Genomic DNA, 20,151 nt, shown 5'->3' on the forward strand with positions numbered 1-20,151 from the left:
ATAATTTTTTAATGTTTTTTTTTATTTTTACCCATCAAATAAGCAATGACTATTCCCATAATTACTAATAAAATAGCACTAGGAATAGCAACATATCATCACTTAAATCCATTATCAGAATTATTAGATTGTGATGAATTAGCCTTATCCTTTAATTCTTTTTGCTGGGATTGTTTTTTATTTAATTCACTTTGAATTTCTTGCTTTTTACTTTCTAGGGTTTCTATTTTTTTAGTGATTTCTGGTTTAGCATCAGTGTCTTTTTGGTTTTGCTTTAATTCTGTTATTTGTTTTTGTAATTCGGCTAATTGCTGTTTAAGATAATCAATTTCTTTTTGCTGATTTTGAATTTTTTGTTGGTCTTGGAGATTTGGTTTATTAGTTGGTTTTTGGGAAGAACCAAGTTTTTTTCTTTGTTCTTGGATGAAAGATTTTAGTTGTTCGTTTTTTTCTTTTATTTCTTTGTTTTTTATTTTATCAACAAACTTCTCTTCCAGTCAATCAACCATTTTAGAAACTTCATCAGCAATTTCTTGGAAAAAGTTTAATTCTTCGTGAGTAGAGGGATAAATTTCAGAAGGAATGTCTTGTTTACCTCCTTTTGCTACTGCTTCGGCAATTTCTCAGCAAAGTTCAGCAATTTCGCCTAGAAAACCCCATTTCTGTGTTTGGGCGGTTTCAGTTAATCATCCAACGGACTGAGAAACGGAGGCTTTTTTCTTTACTTCATCTCATACTTCTTCAATTCCTTGTCAAGAAAAATTTTTCTTTTCTTTAAGGCAATTTATTTTATCTCTAAGGTTAGCAAATTCTCTTCCCGATGTAATTAGTTTTTTGCTTTCTTTTATGTTTTCTTTGGTTTTAGCAACATAATCAGCATCGATAATTTGCGGACATTTATCATGGATTAAATCAATTATTTTTAAAATTTCTTTGAAATTTGCTTCTAATTTGTCTAAATCTTTATTAGCAAATTTAAATTCACCTTTTACTAAATTTCCACAATAATCTTCGTTTTTGCCAACAAAAATGATAAAGATTTTTGCCATTGTTTCTCTGGCTTTATCAGTAATTTTCTCTTTGCTGGCATTATCACATACTTTTTGAGCTTCAGAGTATAAGTCAGTAGCTTGCCAAAAAGTAATTTCTTTTTTTGCTATTTTAATAAAGATGTTTGAAAGTTTTTTTTCAAGAAGTTCGTTAGTCAAAAGATTAAATTATTATTTTTGTCAAAAATGCAGTCTACTATAATAGTTATCTGCTTGTTGCTGTGCCTGTTGTGTTGCCTCCTTTTGTTCGTCTAATTCTTGTTCTTTTTCTCAATTTTCATTCCTTAATTCCTTATTTTCTTCTCTTTGATCACCTAATTGTCTATTAAGTGTATTTATCGTTGACAAATAATCGTTTCTTGCTTTCGCCTCATCCTTGCGACGCTGTTCGTCTCGTTCTTTATCTTCTCGACGACGATTTGCTTCTCGTTCCTCTGCTTTACTTTGAAGTTCCCATCGTAGATTATCACTTCTTTCCCGTGCTTCTTTGTCTGCTTTCGCTTGTTCTCTTCGTCATTCTTTTTCGGCATCTTCTCTTTTTTCTGCTCGGGCTTGGTCATCGGCTCGCATTTGCATCATCATTGTAATTAATTCAGTATTTGAGGAACTGCTTTTTTCCGATAACTCTTTTCGCAGTCTTTCGGTCTCCTGTTGAGTTTGCTGCATTTGAGCTTGAATGGCTCTTGTTTGCTGTTCGGCAGCTTCTTTAATACTTCTCGCTTCCCGTTCATGGGCGTCCTTTATTTCTTTTTCCCGCTCTTTATTTCGGCGTTCCAAATCGTCCATATCCTTACGCTGCTTTTCTTCCATTTCGATTTTAGTTTTGCGTAAATTTTCTTCACCCTCGACCTTGGTTTTACGAATATCTTCCTCAAATTTCACCCGATTTTCCCGTAATTCTCGGGCTTGTTCTTCTTTAAGTTCAGAGATTTTTTTGCGAAATTCTTCTTCTTGGCGTTTTCGGTCGGCTTCAAGTTCTTTCATTTTGTCTTTGAGTTTTTCCTCGTGAGTTTTGTAATCATTAACTCTTTCGTCCAAAGTATCAATATTACTTGGTCGATAATTCCCTTGACGAGTAGCTAGATAAGTCAACAACCTTTTTCTTGACTCTTCTCGACATTCTTTTGCATCTTCTACTGCCTTCGCACGTCCTTTTAAGGGTGGATTATCCAAATAAATAACGTTAACTGAACCAAGAATATGATTAAGATCAGCGTTTTCTATTCTTAAAGCTTGGCGGTCATCAGCACAGGCTTCTTCATCTTCAAATTCCGGAAAACCCGTTCTTACAATTGTGGTATATTTAAGGACATCTTTATCAAAGATAATTGAACTTAATAAGTCGTAAGCTTCAATTTCCTCCTTGGAAAACCTGCCCTTTGTCACGAAGAGAATTTGATTTAAACCTTCATTCTTAACCCGACCAGCCATTTCTGCTAACCTAGTTAATACTCCTTGGGGAGTTAATTTAGTATCTCCAATTCCTATGGTATCAATTACTCGATACTTTCTTTTTTCGTTCCCATCTCTGCTAACGTCAATTTCTACTAATCCTTCTTCGACATTTCTAGTTTGACTAGTAGTTCGCGAACTCTCAATAAATTTGTTTGTATTCGTCAATACATTCGCTAATGTTGATTTTCCGCCGCCAGTGCGACCAATTAATAATATATTTTTGATTTCATTCATACTTTTTACCTCATATATATATTTTACACCCAAAAAATTTTTTTTTTATAATTTGGTGGACCAAATTTATAATTTTACTGGGTTTTTCTCTAAATTCTAAATAATGAATATGTGCACGCGAAAGAGAAAAATTTTTTGCTAAAAAATAGTTCAATTATTTTCCCCTATGCTTTTCATAGCATTTAAGGGCTTTTTCTAATAATTCGTTATAGTGTAATCTTTCTTTGTAAGCAATGGATTTTAATTTCTTTAATCACTCTTCACTTACCCCAGTATTAAATTGTTTAGTCCTCCCTGTTTTTCGTAAAGTTCTTTTGTCTATTTCTAATGAACGCAAATTTTCACTAACTTCTAAGGGAGGAGTGCCGAAATCTTTGGTTTTTTTTCTTTTAATTGGTTGCTTTTTTGGTTTTTCTTCGGCTAATTCTATACAATTAGAGCAATAAGTTTCAGTTAAAAAACCACCGAGTTGGGGTGAATAAGCCGTAGTTTGGTGGAATTTTCTTTGGCAGTTATCACAAACGAAGTCTTGATTAGGATGGGAATTTAATTGTTTTTGGGTCATATATTATTATTTTAAATAGTTCCTATGTTAACTAGTTCCTATTTTCTTTATTATTTCTTTTACTAATTCCTGGGCTTGCTTTTTCAAACGAGGATATTTTACTTCACTGATACTTAACCCTTGATTTTGGGCTTCTCGATAACTTATTTTCTCTGATAGAGAGATAGAGAAAACATAATAACCCGCTTTTTCTAAATAGTTCTGGGTGGCTTTTTCCTCCGCGTTAGAACTAATGCGATTAACTACAAAAGCTAGTTTATTTTTATTTATCTTGGCTTTAACTAAGGCATGGAATTCTCTTATCGCTGGATTTAAATCATCCAAGGAAGCCCCAACCGGTTGAATTATTAAATTAGCCCGTTTAGCAATATTTAAAGTTCCTTCACTAATGCGAGCAGGACCATCTATTGTTAAATAGTCATAGGGAAGTTTAGTTAATTTTTCATCAAAAAAAGGGTAAGATTGACAGTCAACAATAGGCTTAATGTTTTGTTGTTTTCTCCTTTCGCTTCATTCTTGGCTAGTTTTTTGCTGGATATCTAAATCTACTAGTAAAATATTTAATTTTTGTTTGGTGAGTTCTACTGCCAAAGCACGGGCAAGGGTAGATTTGCCTCCCCCGCCTTTTTGGGATAAGCAAGCAATTATTTTCATACTTTTAACCATAAACCTCCCCATACAAATCAATTAACTCCTCAAAATCTAGTAAGTATAAAACTTTCTCCCCAATTTCTTTTATCTCCTTTTCGCTTAAATTTCCCATTTTTCTAACTATTCGGCTTTTATTATAAACCCGCACTTGGTCGCATAAAGCCTTGCCTCTTTTACCTTCTACTAAAACAGGAACTTCAAAATCTCGAATCAAGTCAAACTTCTTACTAGTAATTGGCACGGCTACATAACGAACCTTTTTTTTATTTAATCGGTTAGTAGAAATAATAACCGCAGGACGATTTTTTTGTTGTTCGGTTCCTTCCGTTTCTTTACGGCTGACCCGAAACTTATAAACTTCTCCGCGTCTAATTATCATATCATTCCCAGTCTTGATTTTCTTCATCATCTTCCTCTTGGGCTTGGTCTCATAGAGAAATTTCGGCTTCTCTTTCTTTATCTTTTACTGCTTCATCATAATTAGCAAATAAATCTTTTTTTCGCTGGGTTTGATTGAAAACTTTATAATTTTGCTTTTCTTGGTCTAAAAATTTTTTTATTTTTTGAGGATTATTAGTTTTGATTATTATTAATTGTTCCATAATATATAGTTTTAACTTGTTTTTAACAAAAATAGTTCCTATGTGGTATAGTTCCTATTAGTAATTATTTAAGTAGAATTGGTATTTATAACCCTGGGCTAAAACTAAATTGGTGATTAAATTAGGTTGAATTCTTTCTTTTTTATCCCGAAAATAACTATCCAAAAAAAAGAAACTTTTATTTAGCCACTTATCCAAGTAATTTACTCGGTAATGGTTGGCTCTTTTAGTAGATTGCTTGTTAATTATCCTAATACTTTCCAGTTTAAGGAGTTTATAAGTGTTTTTGTTTGTTTTTTCGCTTGATTTTTGGCTCTCATTAGGATTTATATTATTAATTTCTTTTTTCTCTGCTCTTTTTGTTAAAAATTTATGACTTTCTTCACACTCTATTTCTAAAAAATACTTGCCTCATATCTCACTAATTTCTTGAATATTCTTTGCTTGTCAAGCTCATTTTCCTTCTCCCGCTTCCTCTTTATCAATGCTTCCTAATGCCTGGGCTTGCCGCCCAACTGCCAAAATATCCCCTATTTTTCTTCGCACTCCAAACTTGTCAGTATGATAAATAGCACCATTAGGAGGCAATTCATCAAGTAAAAAGATATCATGATAACCCCGTTTAGTTCTGATATGCTTAATTCCCTGCCGTTTTTTCATCAGCAAAAAATTCTTATCTAAATGTTGACATAATGGCTGAGTAAGCCCCCTTAAATCTAAATCAGCAATCACATATCACTTATTCCCTATTCTCTTACCGGTTCTAGTTCCTCATTCTCCGTATTTCTTTAACAACTCTTCTGCTGTTAGTTTTTCATAAATCCAAGGTCAACCTTTTCTTTGTGGAACTTTCCCTTTGGTTAGCACTCGAATATCTTTTCTGTCTAATGCTTTTTGTCAACACAAACAATAACGACTATTTAAAGAGAGGTTATTGTAGATATTATCGCATGCTTGCTCGAGAGAGAAATTTTTTTTAACACCAATTTTAGTTTCTTTTTTTCCTAGTTTTAAATGGTCTTTTAGTAATTTTTTAACCTCATAATAATCATGGCTGTGAGTTAATAATTTTTTTCTATTTTGGCGATAATACTCTTTATGGTAATTAAGATTTTTGTGTCTTCCGTGTCTGCTTAATTTAGCAGTCGGAGTTAGTTGAATTTGTGAACTTTCCATAATTGCTAACTCAATAAGCCAGCCAGCCAAGTCTAGGAAAGTTCACTAAATCCGACCGACTGACTAGCTTATTCAATCAACAATTATTATATATTATATTTTTAACATTCAGCCAAAAATTTAAATAAAATGAATAGAGTTTTCAATAAAACCACTATTGCTTATATCAGCAAAATAAGGATTATTTTGTATGTTTCTCTTTTTCTTTTAGTGCCAAGTGTGTTGATGTGGTTTATTGTTAAATTTTTTACTGGTGGGTTTTCTAAATCTGATTAATTGGTTATTTTTTGTTTGTTTTTACTTTTTCTCTCTTTCTCAATTTCTTTAACTTCTTCCTCGTTGGCTAATCTTATTTTTCCGTACTTATATTCTTTTCCTTTTACTGTGCCTAATATTTCCCCTTTCTCATTAACGCGAAAGCCATATTTGCTTCACTCTTTGTTTATTTCCTCAATATTTTTATAACCTTTCATATTGTATAATTTTCCTCTGTCTTTAATTTTAATTACACTTCCTCAATTTTTGCCAGAATTTTTTCTCAATCTAACTCCTTGGTTTTAATCCGGCGGGCTAATTCTAAAAGTAACTGTTCATTAGCCAGAGATTTAATTAATTCCAAGCCATCAAGGATTTTTCTTTCTACTTCTTTTAAAGTTTCTGGGTTCAGAGTTCCCAAGTGTTTTATTATTCTTTTTTTATCAATATTTTTAACTTGGTCACACATAATTTTTCCTTTTTCATTGTTGAAATTAGAATAAACTTCTCAACTCTCATAAAAAGGTTTGAGAGTGTGAGTAAAAGGAACTACTGTAATCCGACTACTTTTTTGATTTTGGATGTTGTTAGAAATTACCACGGCCGGATGTGGGTCTTTAATTTCGGTATTCTTAACAATCTTTTTAAATTTACCTTTTTTTAGTGGGTCAAAACGAATTAAGTATACTTCACCGTGTTTAACTGCTATTTTTTTGGTGGTTTTTGCTTTAATTGCTACCATTGTTTATTTGGGCTTCGTCTTGTTCTTGAATTTCATCTCATTCCGCAATTTCTTTTTTCCTGGTTTCGTCTTTTTCGGCTAATTCTCAATCTCTTGCTAATTTTTCCTGTTTATTTTGGGTAATTTTTTCGTAATTGTTTGCTAAACGACGAAGGCTATTAATAATAAGAAACTTCTTGACTTCTTTGATTTCATTTTTAATTTCTCTTAATTCTTGGAAAACCCGGTTTTCAGTAGCAAATTGTTCGTGGTTGCTGGCTTGGGCATTTAATCTTTTGTGGTTGTTCATTTTGTTTACCTCTTATTGTTAAGTTTTAGTGAGATTGCTATATAGGTGCTTAGAAATTTCTCTTACCTAAACTTAATTTTATCTCTTTTTACTTACTTTTCAAAACCCCTTGCTAACCTTAAAACTAACTCTATTAGTTGGTTTAGCACTTTTAATTAATTGTTGCTTTTTCCCTTTACATTTAGCACAATTTCTTGTTTTAGCTACCAAATTACGAAAAGTGTTTGATTTAGAGTAAAATCCAACTCCTTTTCCTTTATTAGCCTGTTTAAACTTCTCTAATTCTCTTTGGTGTTCATCACAATTTTTATTACCTTTGGGCTGGGTTGTGTTTCTTTTTAAAGTGAAATAACCTTTAAAGTTAATATTCTCACCCTGAACTAACTTTTGCTGAATAGTTTCTAAGAAAGCCGTTAATACTTTTTTCGTAGTATCCTCATTGCCGATTTTACTTTTTTTGTTTACTTCTTTATTAATTTGGGTAATTCCTAACATAATAGAAGTTTTTACTTTCTTTTCTTTGGTTTTATTGCGTTAGTTTTAAACTCCATCGCCCAAACTGTCCCAGTGTGCCAGTTTCCCCGATACCCCAAATTATTCCCTACGGGTAATTTTCCCTTTTTCAAGGATTTTCTTTATCGTCTAATTTCATATCAATTTTAATAAGAAAATTTTGCGAACCCCTGTTGGTTTTTTATGAATAAAAAAGTGAAAAAAATCCTCAGCAAGTTCATATTTTTTCCAGTTCGCCCCACCCTTGGGGCCAACGCCAAGTCTCATACGGCGACGCCTGAAATTCACTCATGAAAATAGATATGAACGATAAAAAAAATCAAAATAACGGGGCTTCTCTCCCTCAGGAGAAAAAAACCCAATTGGAAATCCAAATTGCTGAGTTACAGCAGCAAGAACAGCAAACCCAAAAGCAGTTAAAAACTTGTCAAATCAAAGCCAAAAAAGCGAACAATTTAGCCAATTGTTTAGAAACAGCGGATAAATTTGGCAAACAATTCTTAGCCGATTTGGCAGAAAGAGAAAAAGCCAAAAAGCAACCCGATAATAATTGGTTAGAGTATCTTCTCAAAAACAAAGTTGAATTTGCTTTTAAATTTGCGATTGGAATTGAAACCTTTGCTAAATTGGTCAGCGAGAGTGTGGAAAGACAACACCGAATTTTACAACTTGAATTAGACCATATTCAAAGCCAACTCCAATATGAAGAAAGAAAATTCGCTCGTTTAGAAGCTAGACGACAAGGAAAAGTGCTTTTGGAGTGTGAATATCGCAAGAGTATTGGTTGTTTTGGTGAGTATCAGTGTCAGAATTGTCAAGTCAACTACTCGGTGAGTGAGAATAACCAATTGAAAGGAGGTTCCTACTAAAATGAGAGCCGAATTGCTGAAATTCACGGGAACTTTTGAAAAAAACCATTATTTAAAAGATTTCCAATGTCCGCAATGTAGACAGCCCATCACCGAGCAAGATATCACTGAAAAGAATTATCAATTATGAGTTAGTGATTACGCTAATGAAGTAGAGAAGTCTGAATTCGGCGGATAGAGTGGAGAGGAATTTAACTCGTTATAGCCTGTCCTTTTGATTAAAATCCGTAGAACATCAAGAATGTCCCGAAACGGAAACTTGTCAAAATTGTTATGAAAAACATTTAACTATCACCATGAAAAAAATTGCTAGTGATTATTATTGCGTTAACTGTGTTAAGGAGGTAAAGCATGAATAATCTTGTTGATATCACCTTTATCTATGGATACCAAAGGAGATATGTGCTTTGTTTGACAAGGAAAATCTATCCGTGAACTTACCATAAAAGGTGCTACGGAACGCAATGGCGAAGTTAATGGCACTTGATTCCAAGTTAATCATTTAACTAATCACTGGATTTCTTTTCGCCAAGATAAATATCGCCTTAATACCCGAGAAGCCTTTTATAAATGCGTTAGAGACGGGCAAATAACTTTCTATCGGCGTTTATTACGAATAGATAGTTTAAACTCTCTTTTAACTTTCTCTTTCACTGAAAAAGATGAGTGAATTAAAGACCCTGTGAGTGGCAAATGGAAAAATAAATAAAGTTTTTTTTACCTATTTTTCTAGAATACTATCTAAAAAGAGATATTATGAAAAAAAGCAGATTAGAATTATCTTTAGTGATCAAGTTTACTGTAGTTGTTGAAGTATCCCAAGCCAAAGCCCAAGCAGCCCAAGCAGCCCAAGTATCCCAAGCCTGAACCCAAACCAGAAATGCTTGAAATCATGCTGCACAAGTTCAAACTGTCCAAGCTTGAGCCCAAGCCCAAGCCCAAGAAGCCCAAGCCCAAGCCCAAGCCCAAGCAGCCCAAGTATCCCAAGCCTGAACCCAAACCAGAAATGCTTGAAATCATGCTGCACAAGTTCAAACTGTCCAAGCTTGAGCCCAAGCCCAAGAAGCCCAAGCCCAAGCCCAAGCAGCCCAAGCAGCCCAAGTATCCCAAGCCTGAACCCAAACCAGAAATGCTTGAAATCATGCTGCACAAGTTCAAACTGTCCAAGCTTGAGCCCAAGCCCAAGCCCAAGCCCAAGCCCAAGCAGCCCAAGCAGCCCAAGTATCCCAAGCCTGAACCCAAACCAGAAATGCTTGAAATCATGCTGCACAAGTTCAAACTGTCCAAGCTTGAGCCCAAGCCCAAGAAGCCCAAGCCCAAGCCCAAGCAGCCCAAGCAGCCCAAGTATCCCAAGCCTGAACCCAAACCAGAAATGCTTGAAATCATGCTGCACAAGTTCAAACTGTCCAAGCTTGAGCCCAAGCCCAAGCCCAAGCCCAAGCCCAAGCCCAAGCAGCCCAAGCAGCCCAAGTATCCCAAGCCTGAACCCAAACCAGAAATGCTTGAAATCATGCTGCACAAGCCTTAGAGTTTAAAGCTAAAATCTACCAGACTATTACTCAAATAGAAGAAAGTTACCTTTCCGAAAAAGCCGATTTAACAGACTTAATAAAAGAATTAAAAAGTCAATATAATGCTGATCAAAACTTAACTACTTGGCAAGATTATCTAAAAACTGCTCTTTCTTCAGGTGATTTAGAGACAAAAAAAGAGAATATATTAGCGACTATTGAAACTTTGAAAGTTAAAGCCCGTGAACTTTTAAAAGACGAGTTTCAAGAATTAAAAACTCAGTTAGATAATCTAGAAGAAAAGTTAGAAGAAAAAGATAAAGAAATCAAAGAGATTCGTGAAAATGCACTTTCTTTGCTTAATGATACGGAAGAAACTCATGAATTTTTAGCAGAAAAAGAAAGAGAGTTAGAGGGAAGAGAAAAATTGCAATAAGCAACTGAATACTATAGGAGAAACTTTAGACATTTATGATTCTGATGATGAAATCGACCAAGATAAATTAAATACTTACGAAAATTCTAAGAATAATTTAGAAACCATCGAACAAATTCTCGATGATATTTATGATAGTGATGGAGAGTTAAATATTGAAACTCTTGAAAATTACAAAAATGCTTCTTGAAAGTCAATTGAATATGCTAAGTTAGAATAAGTAACTCAAGCAAAAGAAGTCAAGTTAACTAAAAAAATAGAGCAAATTCAACAAGAAAAAGAAAGATTAGAGCAAAAAAATATTCAACTTCAAAATCAACTAACTAAACATCAACAAGACTTACAATCTCAACAAACTTCTTTATCAGAATTAGAGCAAGAAAAATTTGATTTAGAAGAGCGATTATCCCAAGCCAAATCAGCAGCAGAAGACTTCCAAAAAGAAATCAGTGAACTCCACACTGAATTAAAAGAAAAGTTGGTTGAGTTAGAGAAAATCTGAAAAGACATTGAGGAAAATCACCTCGAAAGGTTAAAAAAAGAAAAACGAGAAGAATTAGATAAGCAAATAGAAAGTTTAGTTTACAAAACTGGTGATAAAGGAGGACAAAAGATTAGTAATGAAACTAAAAGCTCTTTAAGTCTTTTACTCAAAAAGCAAAAAGATATTATTTTTGTTGAGCAAGAAAGGGGAAAAAAACAGAAAAAGGAAAAATTACTTGACTTAAGATTACAGCATTTGACTGAATTTAAAGAAGAATTATTAAGTAACCTGTGTAAGTAAATTGAAGCCGAAATTCTAGAAAAACTCTGTAGGATTCAAAGAGAGTTGGTAGAACTAGAAAATACAGAAGAGTCAGGAGAGTTTGCTTTAAAAGTTGAAGTTCTCAAGTCTGTTCTGGATTCTAGTTTAGAATCAAGCAAAAAGTTAGAAGAACTAGAAGAGGTGAAGCAAAAACTTGAAGAACAGTTAGAGAAAATAGAAGATCTTCTTTTGAAAGAAATTGAGTTCATTGTTGATCAGGAAATTAGCCAAAAAAATAGAAGAAAGCCAATTTGAAGAATAACTGCTTTACAAAAATTGAAAGAAAAAGCGGAGACCGACAAAGAATGAAAGGGCAATATTATTATTATAGAATTGCTGAATGACAGAATAAGGAATATAGAAAAACGAGTTATAAAAGAAATCCTTGTCAAAGTCAATGATTTTTTAGGAGCAAAAAGAATTTTCTTCAATATTCGCCAAATAACTATTAAAAGGTTGCAATCTTGTTGTAATGAACTAGAAACTTCCATTAATATTGGAGAATATGCTAAAGCTATTGAAGCAGGCAATATAGCTAATGCTATAGGGACAGCTGTTTCTTTTGTTCCTTTAAAATTGGCGGGCAATCCAGTCAAGGCACTAGGAGAAATAACAGTTGCTGTAAGCAATTCTCTTAAAAGAAAGTTCTCTGCCGAAAGTATTGAAGCATTTAGAGAATACCTAGTTAATGACAAAACCACTACTGTTTTATCTTGTTTTGATGAAGTTTATAATTCTCTAATTGATGTCATTCAAGAAAACAAAGAACTAGGGATTAGTTCTGCTATTGTTAAAGTTTTAAACTTAGAAAACAGGTTAGATGGAAAAAAAACAAAGTTATTTAATGTTGACTATGGAGTTTACGAAGTCGCTACCAATACTTGAGATGGAGAAAAGACTTATTTATCTCCCGAGGAAATGAAAAAAACTATTGATCTGCTTAGGGAAAACTTTAAACAACTGAAGTCGGAGTTGGATCAAGAAGAGAAACAACTTATTAAAGAATTTCAAGGCAAGTTTGAAAAAGAAAACAATTCTTTTATTCAACAACAGTCATCCCAAAACTGTGTGATTCAATCTAATTCTTCTATTCCTAACCAAATGCATAATTTTAATTTTGGCAATGGGAAAGATTAAAAGAAAAAAGCAAATGACTATGAAATGTAATAGATGCAACCAAGAAACAAAAAACAAACTCGCTAGATTTCTGAACGAATATTATTTTATTGTTTGTAATGCAAAGCAAATCAAAAAAATTATTCCCCATGTTTCTGCCAAATTCCACGATGAAATTAATTCTTTCTATCAAAAATTTATTTTCCTTTCCACTCCACCTAATGGTCTCTTTTGTTAACTATAAAGAGATCAGTTGCTTTTTTGTTTATAACTATTATTAAATTATGTTAACTATATTGATTGAAAGGTAAAATATAATTATATGACTGAATTAAGAAAAGTAAATAATGCAGAATTGCTGCAAGAATTAAAATATCGGGTAGAAAAGGGAAAGCTTGGTAAAGAGGAAGTATTCGTCACTCTGGAAAGTCCTGAAAACTTTGAATTGATTACCGAGTATAAAGCAACTGACCTTAGCAAATTAACCAAAGAAGATTGAAAAAAAGCTTGTAAAGCTTTAGAAAAAGATGAAGTCTATCAAAAAGAAGTAGAATTGTGAGATAACATTGATGACGAGTAAGAAAATAGTTAAAAGGCGAGAAGTTTACTGGATAGACCTAGGAAAAACTGTCGGGACGGAAATCAGAAAGATTAGACCTTGTATTGCAATTACTAATAATTGGCTAAATACGTTTCACAGTGGAATAATCATTGTTCCCATGACTTCTAAGCCGGTTTCTTTCATTCCTTTTCACTTAGAAGTAAACTTTGCCGGTAAGCAATCAACTATTTTACCGGAACAAATTCGTTTAATTAGTAAGAAAAGAGTAAAATGAGAGTGAGGCAAATTAGGAGCAGTTTCACCAGAAATAATGAAAGAGGTAAGCAAATTACTCCATCTTATTTGTGAATTAGAAGAAAATTATGAAAAATAAAAAACCCCTTAAACAACTCCCTAGTCAACAATTACTTAACCAAGTTCATGATTATTTAGTTAATCGCAAAAACAAAAGACATGAAAGCAAAAAATGAATCCATTATTGCTTGTTTCTTTTATGCTGAAAGGCAGGATTAAGAGTCAGTGAAGCTTTGAGTTTTGACTACAATTTAGAACATCCTGCCCTGGAATATAAGGGTTTATATTTATTGAGAGGCAAGGGAAGTAAAGAAAGATACGTTTACGTGGCTCCAGAGATTATTAAGGTTTTGAAGAGTCATAATTGAAAACCAAATCAGACTAATAGATTTAATTTTTTTGAGTTTTTAAGGGAAGCAAAAGAGAGTTTAAATATTCCGAAAAATGTAGAGTTTGCCCCCCATACTTTAAGGAGGTGTTTTGCTACTTATAATGCCATTGGTGGCATGCCTTTGCCAGTACTCCAAAAAGTTTTAGGACATGCTAATGTGAGAACTACCGCTTTGTACGTGAAAGGGAGCAATTTAGAGAATTTATTAAAGTTTAAGCCAATTTAATGGATAAAATCAACTATAACAAAAACTTAAATAAACCATGTGAAAAACAATAGCTCGCTTNCTAACAATTGGCTAAATACTTTTCACAGTAGAATAGTCATTATTCCCATGACTTCTAAACCAGTTCCTTTTGTTCCTTTTCACTTAGAAATAAACTTTGCTGGCAAGAAATCAACTATTCTACCCGAACAAATTCGTTCAGTTAGTAAGAAAAGGATAAAATGAGAGTGAGGTAAATTAGGAGAAGTTTCGCTTGAGATAATGAGTGAAGTAAGCCAATTGCTTCATCTTATTTGTGAATTAGAGGAAAATAATGAAAACTAAAAAGCCACTAAAACAACTTCCTAGTCAACAATTACTTAACCAGGTTCATGATTATTTAGTTAATCGCAAAAACAAAAGACATGAAAGCAAAAAATGAATCCATTATTGCTTGTTTCTTTTATGCTGAAAGGCAGGATTAAGAGTCAGTGAAGCTTTGAGTTTTGACTACAATTTAGAACATCCTGCCCTGGAATATAAGGGTTTATATTTATTGAGAGGCAAGGGAAGTAAAGAAAGATACGTTTACGTGGCTCCAGAGATTATTAAGGTTTTGAAGAGTCATAATTGAAAACCAAATCAGACTAATAGATTTAATTTTTTTGAGTTTTTAAGGGAAGCAAAAGAGAGTTTAAATATTCCGAAAAATGTAGAGTTTGCCCCCCATACTTTAAGGAGGTGTTTTGCTACTTATAATGCCATTGGTGGCATGCCTTTGCCAGTACTCCAAAAAGTTTTAGGACATGCTAATGTGAGAACTACCGCTTTGTACGTGAAAGGGAGCAATTTAGAGAATTTATTAAAGTTTAAGCCAATTTAATGGATAAAATCAACTATAACAAAAACTTAAATAAACCATGTGAAAAACAATAGCTCGCTTTATCAGCAAACCAATTTACCACGAAGTTCAATTCATGAAATTCTACAAAGCCACTTTAGAGAATAAAGAAGGTAGGTTTGTCTGCTCTTTTGGGGAAAAATATTTGCAAGATTATTCCTCAGAAAAGAAAGTCTGCTTTTTAAAATGTAAAAAAACTAGTTTTGGATTCTCTTGCCAAGCCATAGAATTTTTAGATAACAATGAAGAAGTTACCTCGTGAGTAGAAACTGCTGGCAAAGCAAACAAAAAAGAAACTATCCAAAATCAGGAAAAGTTAAAAAAAGAACTTACGGAAAAAGTGCAAATACTTACTAGCTTGCTTGCAAAAGAGACTGGAAAGAATTGAACCTTTCGTATTGACTNGAGGAGTTGAATTATTAGGATTATTAAATGGATTGGTAAAATTATTTACTAAATTCTCGTTAAAATTTAATTGATTAGAGGGCAGACTAATGGAATTTAAATAAGGATAAGTTTGATAACCAGCATAAGCAGAACCACCGCTTAATGCTAAAATTTCCAGTGCTTTTCAGGTTTTACCATCAGTATTAGCCAGATAACTTTTAACTTGTTTAGAAGTATTATTAAGCATTTCTCCTACTTGTTGAGTCTGATTTTTTATTTTTTCTCAATAACTCATTTGTTTTTGTTGAGTATTATCAATAACTTCTAATTGAGTATCCTCTGTATTTTCTTCACCAGTTTCAGCGTCATAAAAAATTTCTTGTTCTTCTTCGGAAGCATCAAAAAATTGTTCATTAGTTTCATAGTCTTCCAATAATTCTTCCAAGTTTTTTATATCTTTTTCTCTTAAATCAGCTGCCTTGTGATAGATTAAAATGTCTTGTTTTTGTTGGTTTAACTGTTGATTAAGTTCTTGATTTTCATTTTCTACTTCGGTTTTTTCGTCCTCTAAATTATTGTAATCTGTTCGTCAATTATCTACGTCTTCTTCTAGTTTCTCTATTTTATTGCCTAATTTTTCTAATAATTCACCATCATTTTTAATTTTAACTTCATGTTTCAAGAGTTCACTCTCTTTTTCTTCTAATTCTTTTTTTAAATCTATAATAACTCGTTGAGGATTAGTTTCTTCCTTATACTGTTGAAAATATTGCTCTAAATCGGTTAAATTAATACTATTGTCATTTAAAATTTCGTCAGGAGTAAGTTCAATTACAAAAGTCAATCAAGCAAAAAATTTGGGTTTTTGAATGGCTTGTTCTTGGTCTTTGGGGTTGTGAATATTTATTCAGTCGTGGCATTGTTCGTAACTTAAACCTTGTTGTTGCCATTTTTTAACTAATTCTGGGGTAAAATTAGCATGAATATTAGTTCAATTTTTTTTATCGTCTTTTAATTGTTGGTATTCTGCGAAATTTTTGCTTAATTGGTCGGCTAACTCTTTTACTTTTTCTTTCTGATTTTCTTCCTCTGGTTCTTGTTCGTCTTGAACTGAATTTTCCTTATTATCAGCAATTACTTGCTCGTTCTCCTCAGTCTGGGATTCTTCTTTATCAAAAAGTTTCTTTAATTGTTCTTGTAAATGCCCTCGGCGGGCTTTTCTATCCATACTATCTAATTCAGTTGCTTCGAAATTTAATTTATCTAAAATGTTTTGCAAGCCAATTTTAACTTGATTTTGATTAAACTCATTTAAAGTATTTGCGGCTTCTTCTCAGTAAATATCTCATCTTTTAGGCATGGTTCCCCTTTGTAAATAATATTGGCAATCTTCTTGTAAAGTATCTAGATATTTATTTAATTGATTATTATTTTCTGCTTGGGCTTTCTCTAATTCAGTTTCTAACTCTTTAACTCTTTCTTCTAATGTCTCATGGCAAGGAATATTACATATCTTATCACTTTCACCTTTGGGTTCGGCTGAATTCTTCTCTTCATCTGGAATTGGTGTTGCTGACCGAGGAGAATAATAAAAGAAGAAATCACTACTAGTTCTATGATGTCCATTTTTTTTGTTTAATCTTTTAATTTCTTGCTCTGCTAACCCTATTTTTCTTTTGAGTTCTTCAATTTCCATGTTCGTTTCCTTGTGCTTGATTTCTTGAAACTTTTTCTCTCTTGCTAAATTTTCCTTTTGTAATTCGTCAAGTTCTTTTTGAAGTTTTTTTAAAAGTTCCTGAGATTTATTTTTTTCCCAACTTAGTTTAGTTATTTTTTCCTCATATTCTTGTCTTTGTTTTTCTTTATCATTTTCAAGTTCTTGGAAATTTTTGAAGTATTTTTTGACTAATTCACTAAATTCTTTGCTTGAATTAGAACTATTGCCTGCCGTTTCTGCTGCTTCTAGTAATTCATTTTTAATATCCTCTAATTTTTGTTGTTGTTGTTGTTGTTGTTGTTGTTGTTGTTGTTGTTGTTGTTGTTGTTGTTGTTGTTTTGTCGGAATGTAGGACAATTGGTAATTATTTAATTCTTTTTGTAACTGTTGTATTCGACCAGATTGAGATAAGGAAATACTTTCTAATTGTTGAGTGTCTTCTAAACACTCTACAAGAATTTTATTTTTTTCTTTAAGTTTGGCTATTTTATGCTCACTCTTCCTTATTTTTTTCTCCAATTCTCACTTTATTCTATTAAATTCTTCCTCTTGTTTTTTTTTACCTTCTAAGTTTTGTTGTTTAAAATTATTTAATCCCTTTGTGAGTTTTTTACCTATATTTCCTTTTGATAAATCTTTTTGAGTTTCTTTAAATTTCTTTTCTTCTTTGACAATGTTTTTTTTTAACTTCTTCTCTTGCTTCTTAATCGCTTGTTGATTTTCCGCAATTTTTTCAGTTTCAGAGTTTATTTCTGTATCATTTTCTTCTAAAAGCATGTTCAACTTTTCTTTTTGTTGTTGTATAGAAACAATATTCTGTGCTTCATCAAAAAAATCTGTTCACCTTTTTCCAACTTCTTCAAAGTAATCATTCATTTGCTCTAAATCTCTTTGTAAACTTTCAAAATGTCCCTCCTGCGGGGTTTTTCTTCCGGAAATGGCACCATCCAACTGTTTATCCTGTTGAATCTGTGCTTCTACTTGGTCTAAAAGTCCTGTTAATTGTTTAACTTGGGAATCGTTGTAATCTAATTCATCATTTTCTTCCAAAATGTCATCGGTAGAGAGTTCATTGCTGTTCTCATTGGAGTTATCGGAATCAAAAGTAAAATCTTCTAGGTTAAGAGGTATTTCCGTAAATTCTTCCCCCAGTTCGTTCCGAGCATTTTGTCAGTCATTTTTGTTTTTTTCTATTGTATTTTCTAAACTGGTTAAAGATTTGGCTAGTCTTTCACTAGTTTTTGTTTTTCTTAAATTATTAAGAGATTTTTCCGATGCTTCTTGAATTTTTTTGGCTTCTTTTAGGGCTTTTTTTGCTCAATCACTAGTTCCTTCGAGGGAATTTTCTTGATTAACCTCTTCTTCTTGAATACTGCTATCAGAAGGAGTTGTTAAAAAGTTGGTTGATTTTGTGGCTTCAGTTCGTTGTTCTAATAAGTTTTTTTCTTCTTCTAGTTGGTGAATATTAGCGGCTCAATCATTTAAGGCTTTTTTGAGAGTTGCGTTGTTATTTTTTTGGTCTTGGTTCTCTTTTTTGTTTTCCTCAACCATTTTGGATAGTTTAGTTACTGATTTTTTTAACTCTTCTATTTCTTTTGTCTTGTTTTCTAGCTCCAAAGACCCACTGGCATACAAGAATTCCAATTGCTTCTTTTCTCTCTTCACTTTTTCATGCTCCGCAACATTAGCAAGTTCATTATCAAAATAATTATCGCAAATGTTTTCTGAGTATGAAGAAGAATTAGGATTAGAAGGATAATTGTCACTACTATCATTACCAGAACTTCCTTGTCCAAAAGGAAAATCTATTGCTTTGGTTGGCTGATGCTTTGGAATAATAAGAGATAACGGTTTTAACGGTGGTTGTGGAGAAAAATATCTACCTTCATCTGAATAATTACCCTGTTTGCTACTCCTTTGGGATAACTGATGGTCTTTATTTTCGCTCTTTCCTTTTACACCAAGAATATTTAATACTTCATTGAATGTTTTTTGATTATATTCTTTTTTGACTTTGTCAATTTCTTTATTAACCTCTCTAAAAATGTTGCCTTTTGGGAAAGAATTGTCATCAACAGAAGAAGAATTATGGGAAATGTTTTCACCCAGTGAACTGCTATTTACTTGATTTTCTAATTGTCTATTGTTTTCTTTAAGAATTCGATTTTGCTTTTCTAATTCCTTGTATTTTTGTTCATCTACTCTTTTGATAACTTTTTCTTCTTCGCTGTTAGTAATTTCCAATTCTAAATATGGTTGTTTTAATTTCTCAATTTCTTTATCTTTTTCATTTATTTCCTTAATTAGTATTTCAAAATTAGCTCACATTTTTCCTTCTTCATCTTCTAAATAGTTAATTCGGTCTTGGTATCTATTATTATCTTGGTTCAATTGACTATTTGTTAATTGAAGAGTGTCTTGAGTATTGAGAAGAGTGCTAATTTTTCTTCTTAAAACCCCGTTATCAACTTCTAATTCTTGATTTTTTTCTTCTAAACCTTTTATTTTTTTCTCTTTTATTTGTTTTGATTGTTTTCGACCATTTTCTAAGACATCTAAGGTTTCTCTTATTTTCTCAGTATCTTTTTCTTGTTTTCTGAGTTTTTTTTTTAACTCTCTGATTTGGTCTTGAAGTTCATTAATTTCTATATCTTTTTCACTGTTTTCGTAAACAAGTTGGTAATATTCATCTTCGGATTGTTTTTTTTCTAATGTTTCATTAAGGACGGTTATTTGTTCTTTTAATTTCTCGTTTTCTTCTAAAAGTTGTTGTCCATACTTAGCAACTAATTCTAAGTCTTCTTTTTTTTTATTACTTGCTAACTCATCAATTATCTCATCAACTATCTTTTGATTCTTAATTTTATTAATAAGATTTTTTACATGTTTTTTTCAAGTTCCATCATTTTTATCACTTTCAATTTTGTCGTCATAGAGTTTTTTTTCCTTTGGGTCAGAAAGAATTGTGTAAGCCTCATTGATTTCTTTCATTTTTTCCTCGGCTTCTTTTTGATTTTTGGCTAAATGACCTTCTTGTCCTATTTTATCAAGATGCCATTGTAAGACTAATTTATTATAAGCCTTTTTTATTTCTTCTAGACTTGCGTTTTTATTTATTCCTAATATTTGGTAGTAATTTACTTCCTCTCCAAAAAACTGTAAATCTAATTTAAAAAAACTTTGAACTGGGAGGCTTACCGTTGGCTTCTCGGTTTCAGGCTTCTCGTGGGAGGTTTTAACTTGCTCTCTCTCTCTCTGCACTAGCAAAATTTTAGCAGATTCAAGGAAATTATTTAAATCCTTGATATTATTTTCAAAGACTTTTTTAATCTTAATGATTAAGCTATTCTTTTTTGTTATAGAAAATTCCTTTTCTTGACTTGATTGGAAAATTTTTTCCTTGATTTTTTTGATTTCATTCATGAC

The 20,151-nt window shown here is 32.3% G+C and carries 25 protein-coding genes; 13 read left to right on the forward strand and 12 right to left on the reverse strand.

Going from position 1 to position 20,151, the window contains the following annotated elements:
- Positions 1-8: 8 nt before the first annotated feature.
- The 11 genes from GvMRE_RS08310 to GvMRE_RS08360 all read right to left on the reverse strand — a co-directional run bounded on the left by GvMRE_RS08310 (position 9) and on the right by GvMRE_RS08360 (position 7,513).
- The gene (locus tag GvMRE_RS08310) at positions 9-1,208 is read right to left on the reverse strand and encodes a hypothetical protein (RefSeq protein ID WP_147410745.1); all 1,200 of its coding nucleotides are present in this window, start codon (positions 1,206-1,208) and stop codon (positions 9-11) included.
- A gap of 12 nt (positions 1,209-1,220) precedes the next feature.
- The gene (locus tag GvMRE_RS08315) at positions 1,221-2,738 is read right to left on the reverse strand and encodes a GTPase (RefSeq protein WP_147410746.1); all 1,518 of its coding nucleotides are present in this window, start codon (positions 2,736-2,738) and stop codon (positions 1,221-1,223) included.
- A 154-nt stretch (positions 2,739-2,892) separates the two neighbouring features.
- Complete coding sequence (locus GvMRE_RS08320) at positions 2,893-3,303, reverse strand: hypothetical protein (protein WP_147410747.1); 411 nt, start codon at positions 3,301-3,303, stop codon at positions 2,893-2,895.
- A 27-nt stretch (positions 3,304-3,330) separates the two neighbouring features.
- Positions 3,331-3,957: a ParA family protein gene (locus tag GvMRE_RS08325; RefSeq protein WP_172575333.1), complete on the reverse strand. Its 627-nt coding sequence runs from the start codon at positions 3,955-3,957 to the stop codon at positions 3,331-3,333.
- 4 nt (positions 3,958-3,961) lie between these two features.
- The gene (locus GvMRE_RS08330; protein WP_172575334.1) at positions 3,962-4,333 is read right to left on the reverse strand and encodes a type II toxin-antitoxin system PemK/MazF family toxin; all 372 of its coding nucleotides are present in this window, start codon (positions 4,331-4,333) and stop codon (positions 3,962-3,964) included.
- Positions 4,323-4,556: a hypothetical protein gene (locus GvMRE_RS08335; protein WP_147410750.1), complete on the reverse strand. Its 234-nt coding sequence runs from the start codon at positions 4,554-4,556 to the stop codon at positions 4,323-4,325. Before GvMRE_RS08335 ends, GvMRE_RS08330 begins: the two co-directional genes overlap by 11 nt.
- 57 nt (positions 4,557-4,613) lie before the next feature.
- Positions 4,614-5,732, reverse strand: coding sequence for a hypothetical protein (locus GvMRE_RS08340; RefSeq protein ID WP_147410751.1), 1,119 nt, complete (start codon positions 5,730-5,732; stop codon positions 4,614-4,616).
- A gap of 272 nt (positions 5,733-6,004) precedes the next feature.
- Positions 6,005-6,205, reverse strand: coding sequence for a hypothetical protein (locus GvMRE_RS08345; RefSeq protein ID WP_147410752.1), 201 nt, complete (start codon positions 6,203-6,205; stop codon positions 6,005-6,007).
- Positions 6,206-6,237: 32 nt separating this feature from the next.
- Positions 6,238-6,729, reverse strand: coding sequence for a type II toxin-antitoxin system PemK/MazF family toxin (locus GvMRE_RS08350; RefSeq protein WP_147410753.1), 492 nt, complete (start codon positions 6,727-6,729; stop codon positions 6,238-6,240).
- Positions 6,716-7,018, reverse strand: coding sequence for a hypothetical protein (locus GvMRE_RS08355; RefSeq protein ID WP_147410754.1), 303 nt, complete (start codon positions 7,016-7,018; stop codon positions 6,716-6,718). Before GvMRE_RS08355 ends, GvMRE_RS08350 begins: the two co-directional genes overlap by 14 nt.
- A 78-nt stretch (positions 7,019-7,096) precedes the next feature.
- On the reverse strand, positions 7,097-7,513 hold the full coding sequence (locus tag GvMRE_RS08360; RefSeq protein ID WP_147410715.1) for an HU family DNA-binding protein: 417 nt from the start codon (positions 7,511-7,513) through the stop codon (positions 7,097-7,099).
- Between the two features lie 320 nt (positions 7,514-7,833).
- On the opposite strand from GvMRE_RS08360, the gene GvMRE_RS08365 reads away from it, so the two are divergent.
- From GvMRE_RS08365 to GvMRE_RS08435, 13 genes are all read left to right on the forward strand, one after another.
- Positions 7,834-8,400, forward strand: a complete 567-nt coding sequence (locus tag GvMRE_RS08365) for a hypothetical protein (protein ID WP_147410716.1) — start codon at positions 7,834-7,836, stop codon at positions 8,398-8,400.
- 1 nt (position 8,401) lies between these two features.
- Positions 8,402-8,578, forward strand: coding sequence for a hypothetical protein (locus tag GvMRE_RS08370; RefSeq protein WP_216361634.1), 177 nt, complete (start codon positions 8,402-8,404; stop codon positions 8,576-8,578).
- A 1-nt stretch (position 8,579) separates the two neighbouring features.
- Positions 8,580-8,759, forward strand: coding sequence for a hypothetical protein (locus GvMRE_RS08375; RefSeq protein WP_147410718.1), 180 nt, complete (start codon positions 8,580-8,582; stop codon positions 8,757-8,759).
- Between the two features lie 23 nt (positions 8,760-8,782).
- Positions 8,783-9,109 (forward strand): hypothetical protein, encoded by a 327-nt coding sequence (locus tag GvMRE_RS08380; protein WP_147410755.1) that lies wholly within the window; start codon positions 8,783-8,785, stop codon positions 9,107-9,109.
- A gap of 47 nt (positions 9,110-9,156) precedes the next feature.
- Positions 9,157-10,347 (forward strand): hypothetical protein, encoded by a 1,191-nt coding sequence (locus GvMRE_RS14405; RefSeq protein WP_172575335.1) that lies wholly within the window; start codon positions 9,157-9,159, stop codon positions 10,345-10,347.
- Positions 10,348-10,825: 478 nt separating this feature from the next.
- Positions 10,826-11,131, forward strand: a complete 306-nt coding sequence (locus GvMRE_RS08400) for a hypothetical protein (protein WP_147410756.1) — start codon at positions 10,826-10,828, stop codon at positions 11,129-11,131.
- Positions 11,132-11,176: 45 nt separating this feature from the next.
- Complete coding sequence (locus GvMRE_RS08405; RefSeq protein ID WP_147410757.1) at positions 11,177-12,289, forward strand: hypothetical protein; 1,113 nt, start codon at positions 11,177-11,179, stop codon at positions 12,287-12,289.
- A gap of 19 nt (positions 12,290-12,308) precedes the next feature.
- Complete coding sequence (locus GvMRE_RS08410; protein ID WP_147410758.1) at positions 12,309-12,506, forward strand: hypothetical protein; 198 nt, start codon at positions 12,309-12,311, stop codon at positions 12,504-12,506.
- 84 nt (positions 12,507-12,590) lie between these two features.
- Positions 12,591-12,848, forward strand: coding sequence for a hypothetical protein (locus GvMRE_RS08415; RefSeq protein ID WP_147410759.1), 258 nt, complete (start codon positions 12,591-12,593; stop codon positions 12,846-12,848).
- Positions 12,838-13,203 carry a type II toxin-antitoxin system PemK/MazF family toxin gene (locus GvMRE_RS08420; RefSeq protein ID WP_147410760.1) on the forward strand — a complete coding sequence of 122 codons (366 nt, stop codon included), beginning with the start codon at positions 12,838-12,840 and terminating at the stop codon, positions 13,201-13,203. The genes GvMRE_RS08415 and GvMRE_RS08420 overlap by 11 nt, the downstream gene beginning before the upstream one ends.
- Positions 13,193-13,741 carry a tyrosine-type recombinase/integrase gene (locus tag GvMRE_RS08425; RefSeq protein ID WP_147410722.1) on the forward strand — a complete coding sequence of 183 codons (549 nt, stop codon included), beginning with the start codon at positions 13,193-13,195 and terminating at the stop codon, positions 13,739-13,741. Before GvMRE_RS08420 ends, GvMRE_RS08425 begins: the two co-directional genes overlap by 11 nt.
- Positions 13,742-13,780: 39 nt before the next feature.
- Positions 13,781-14,065, forward strand: a complete 285-nt coding sequence (locus GvMRE_RS08430; RefSeq protein ID WP_172575336.1) for a type II toxin-antitoxin system PemK/MazF family toxin — start codon at positions 13,781-13,783, stop codon at positions 14,063-14,065.
- Positions 14,055-14,603, forward strand: a complete 549-nt coding sequence (locus tag GvMRE_RS08435) for a tyrosine-type recombinase/integrase (RefSeq protein ID WP_147410762.1) — start codon at positions 14,055-14,057, stop codon at positions 14,601-14,603. The genes GvMRE_RS08430 and GvMRE_RS08435 overlap by 11 nt, the downstream gene beginning before the upstream one ends.
- Positions 14,604-14,937: 334 nt before the next feature.
- Here GvMRE_RS08435 and GvMRE_RS14145 read toward each other — a convergent pair whose 3' ends face one another.
- The gene (locus GvMRE_RS14145; protein ID WP_216361637.1) at positions 14,938-20,148 is read right to left on the reverse strand and encodes a DnaJ domain-containing protein; all 5,211 of its coding nucleotides are present in this window, start codon (positions 20,146-20,148) and stop codon (positions 14,938-14,940) included.
- Positions 20,149-20,151: the final 3 nt, after the last annotated feature.

Source organism: endosymbiont GvMRE of Glomus versiforme (assembly GCF_003546845.1).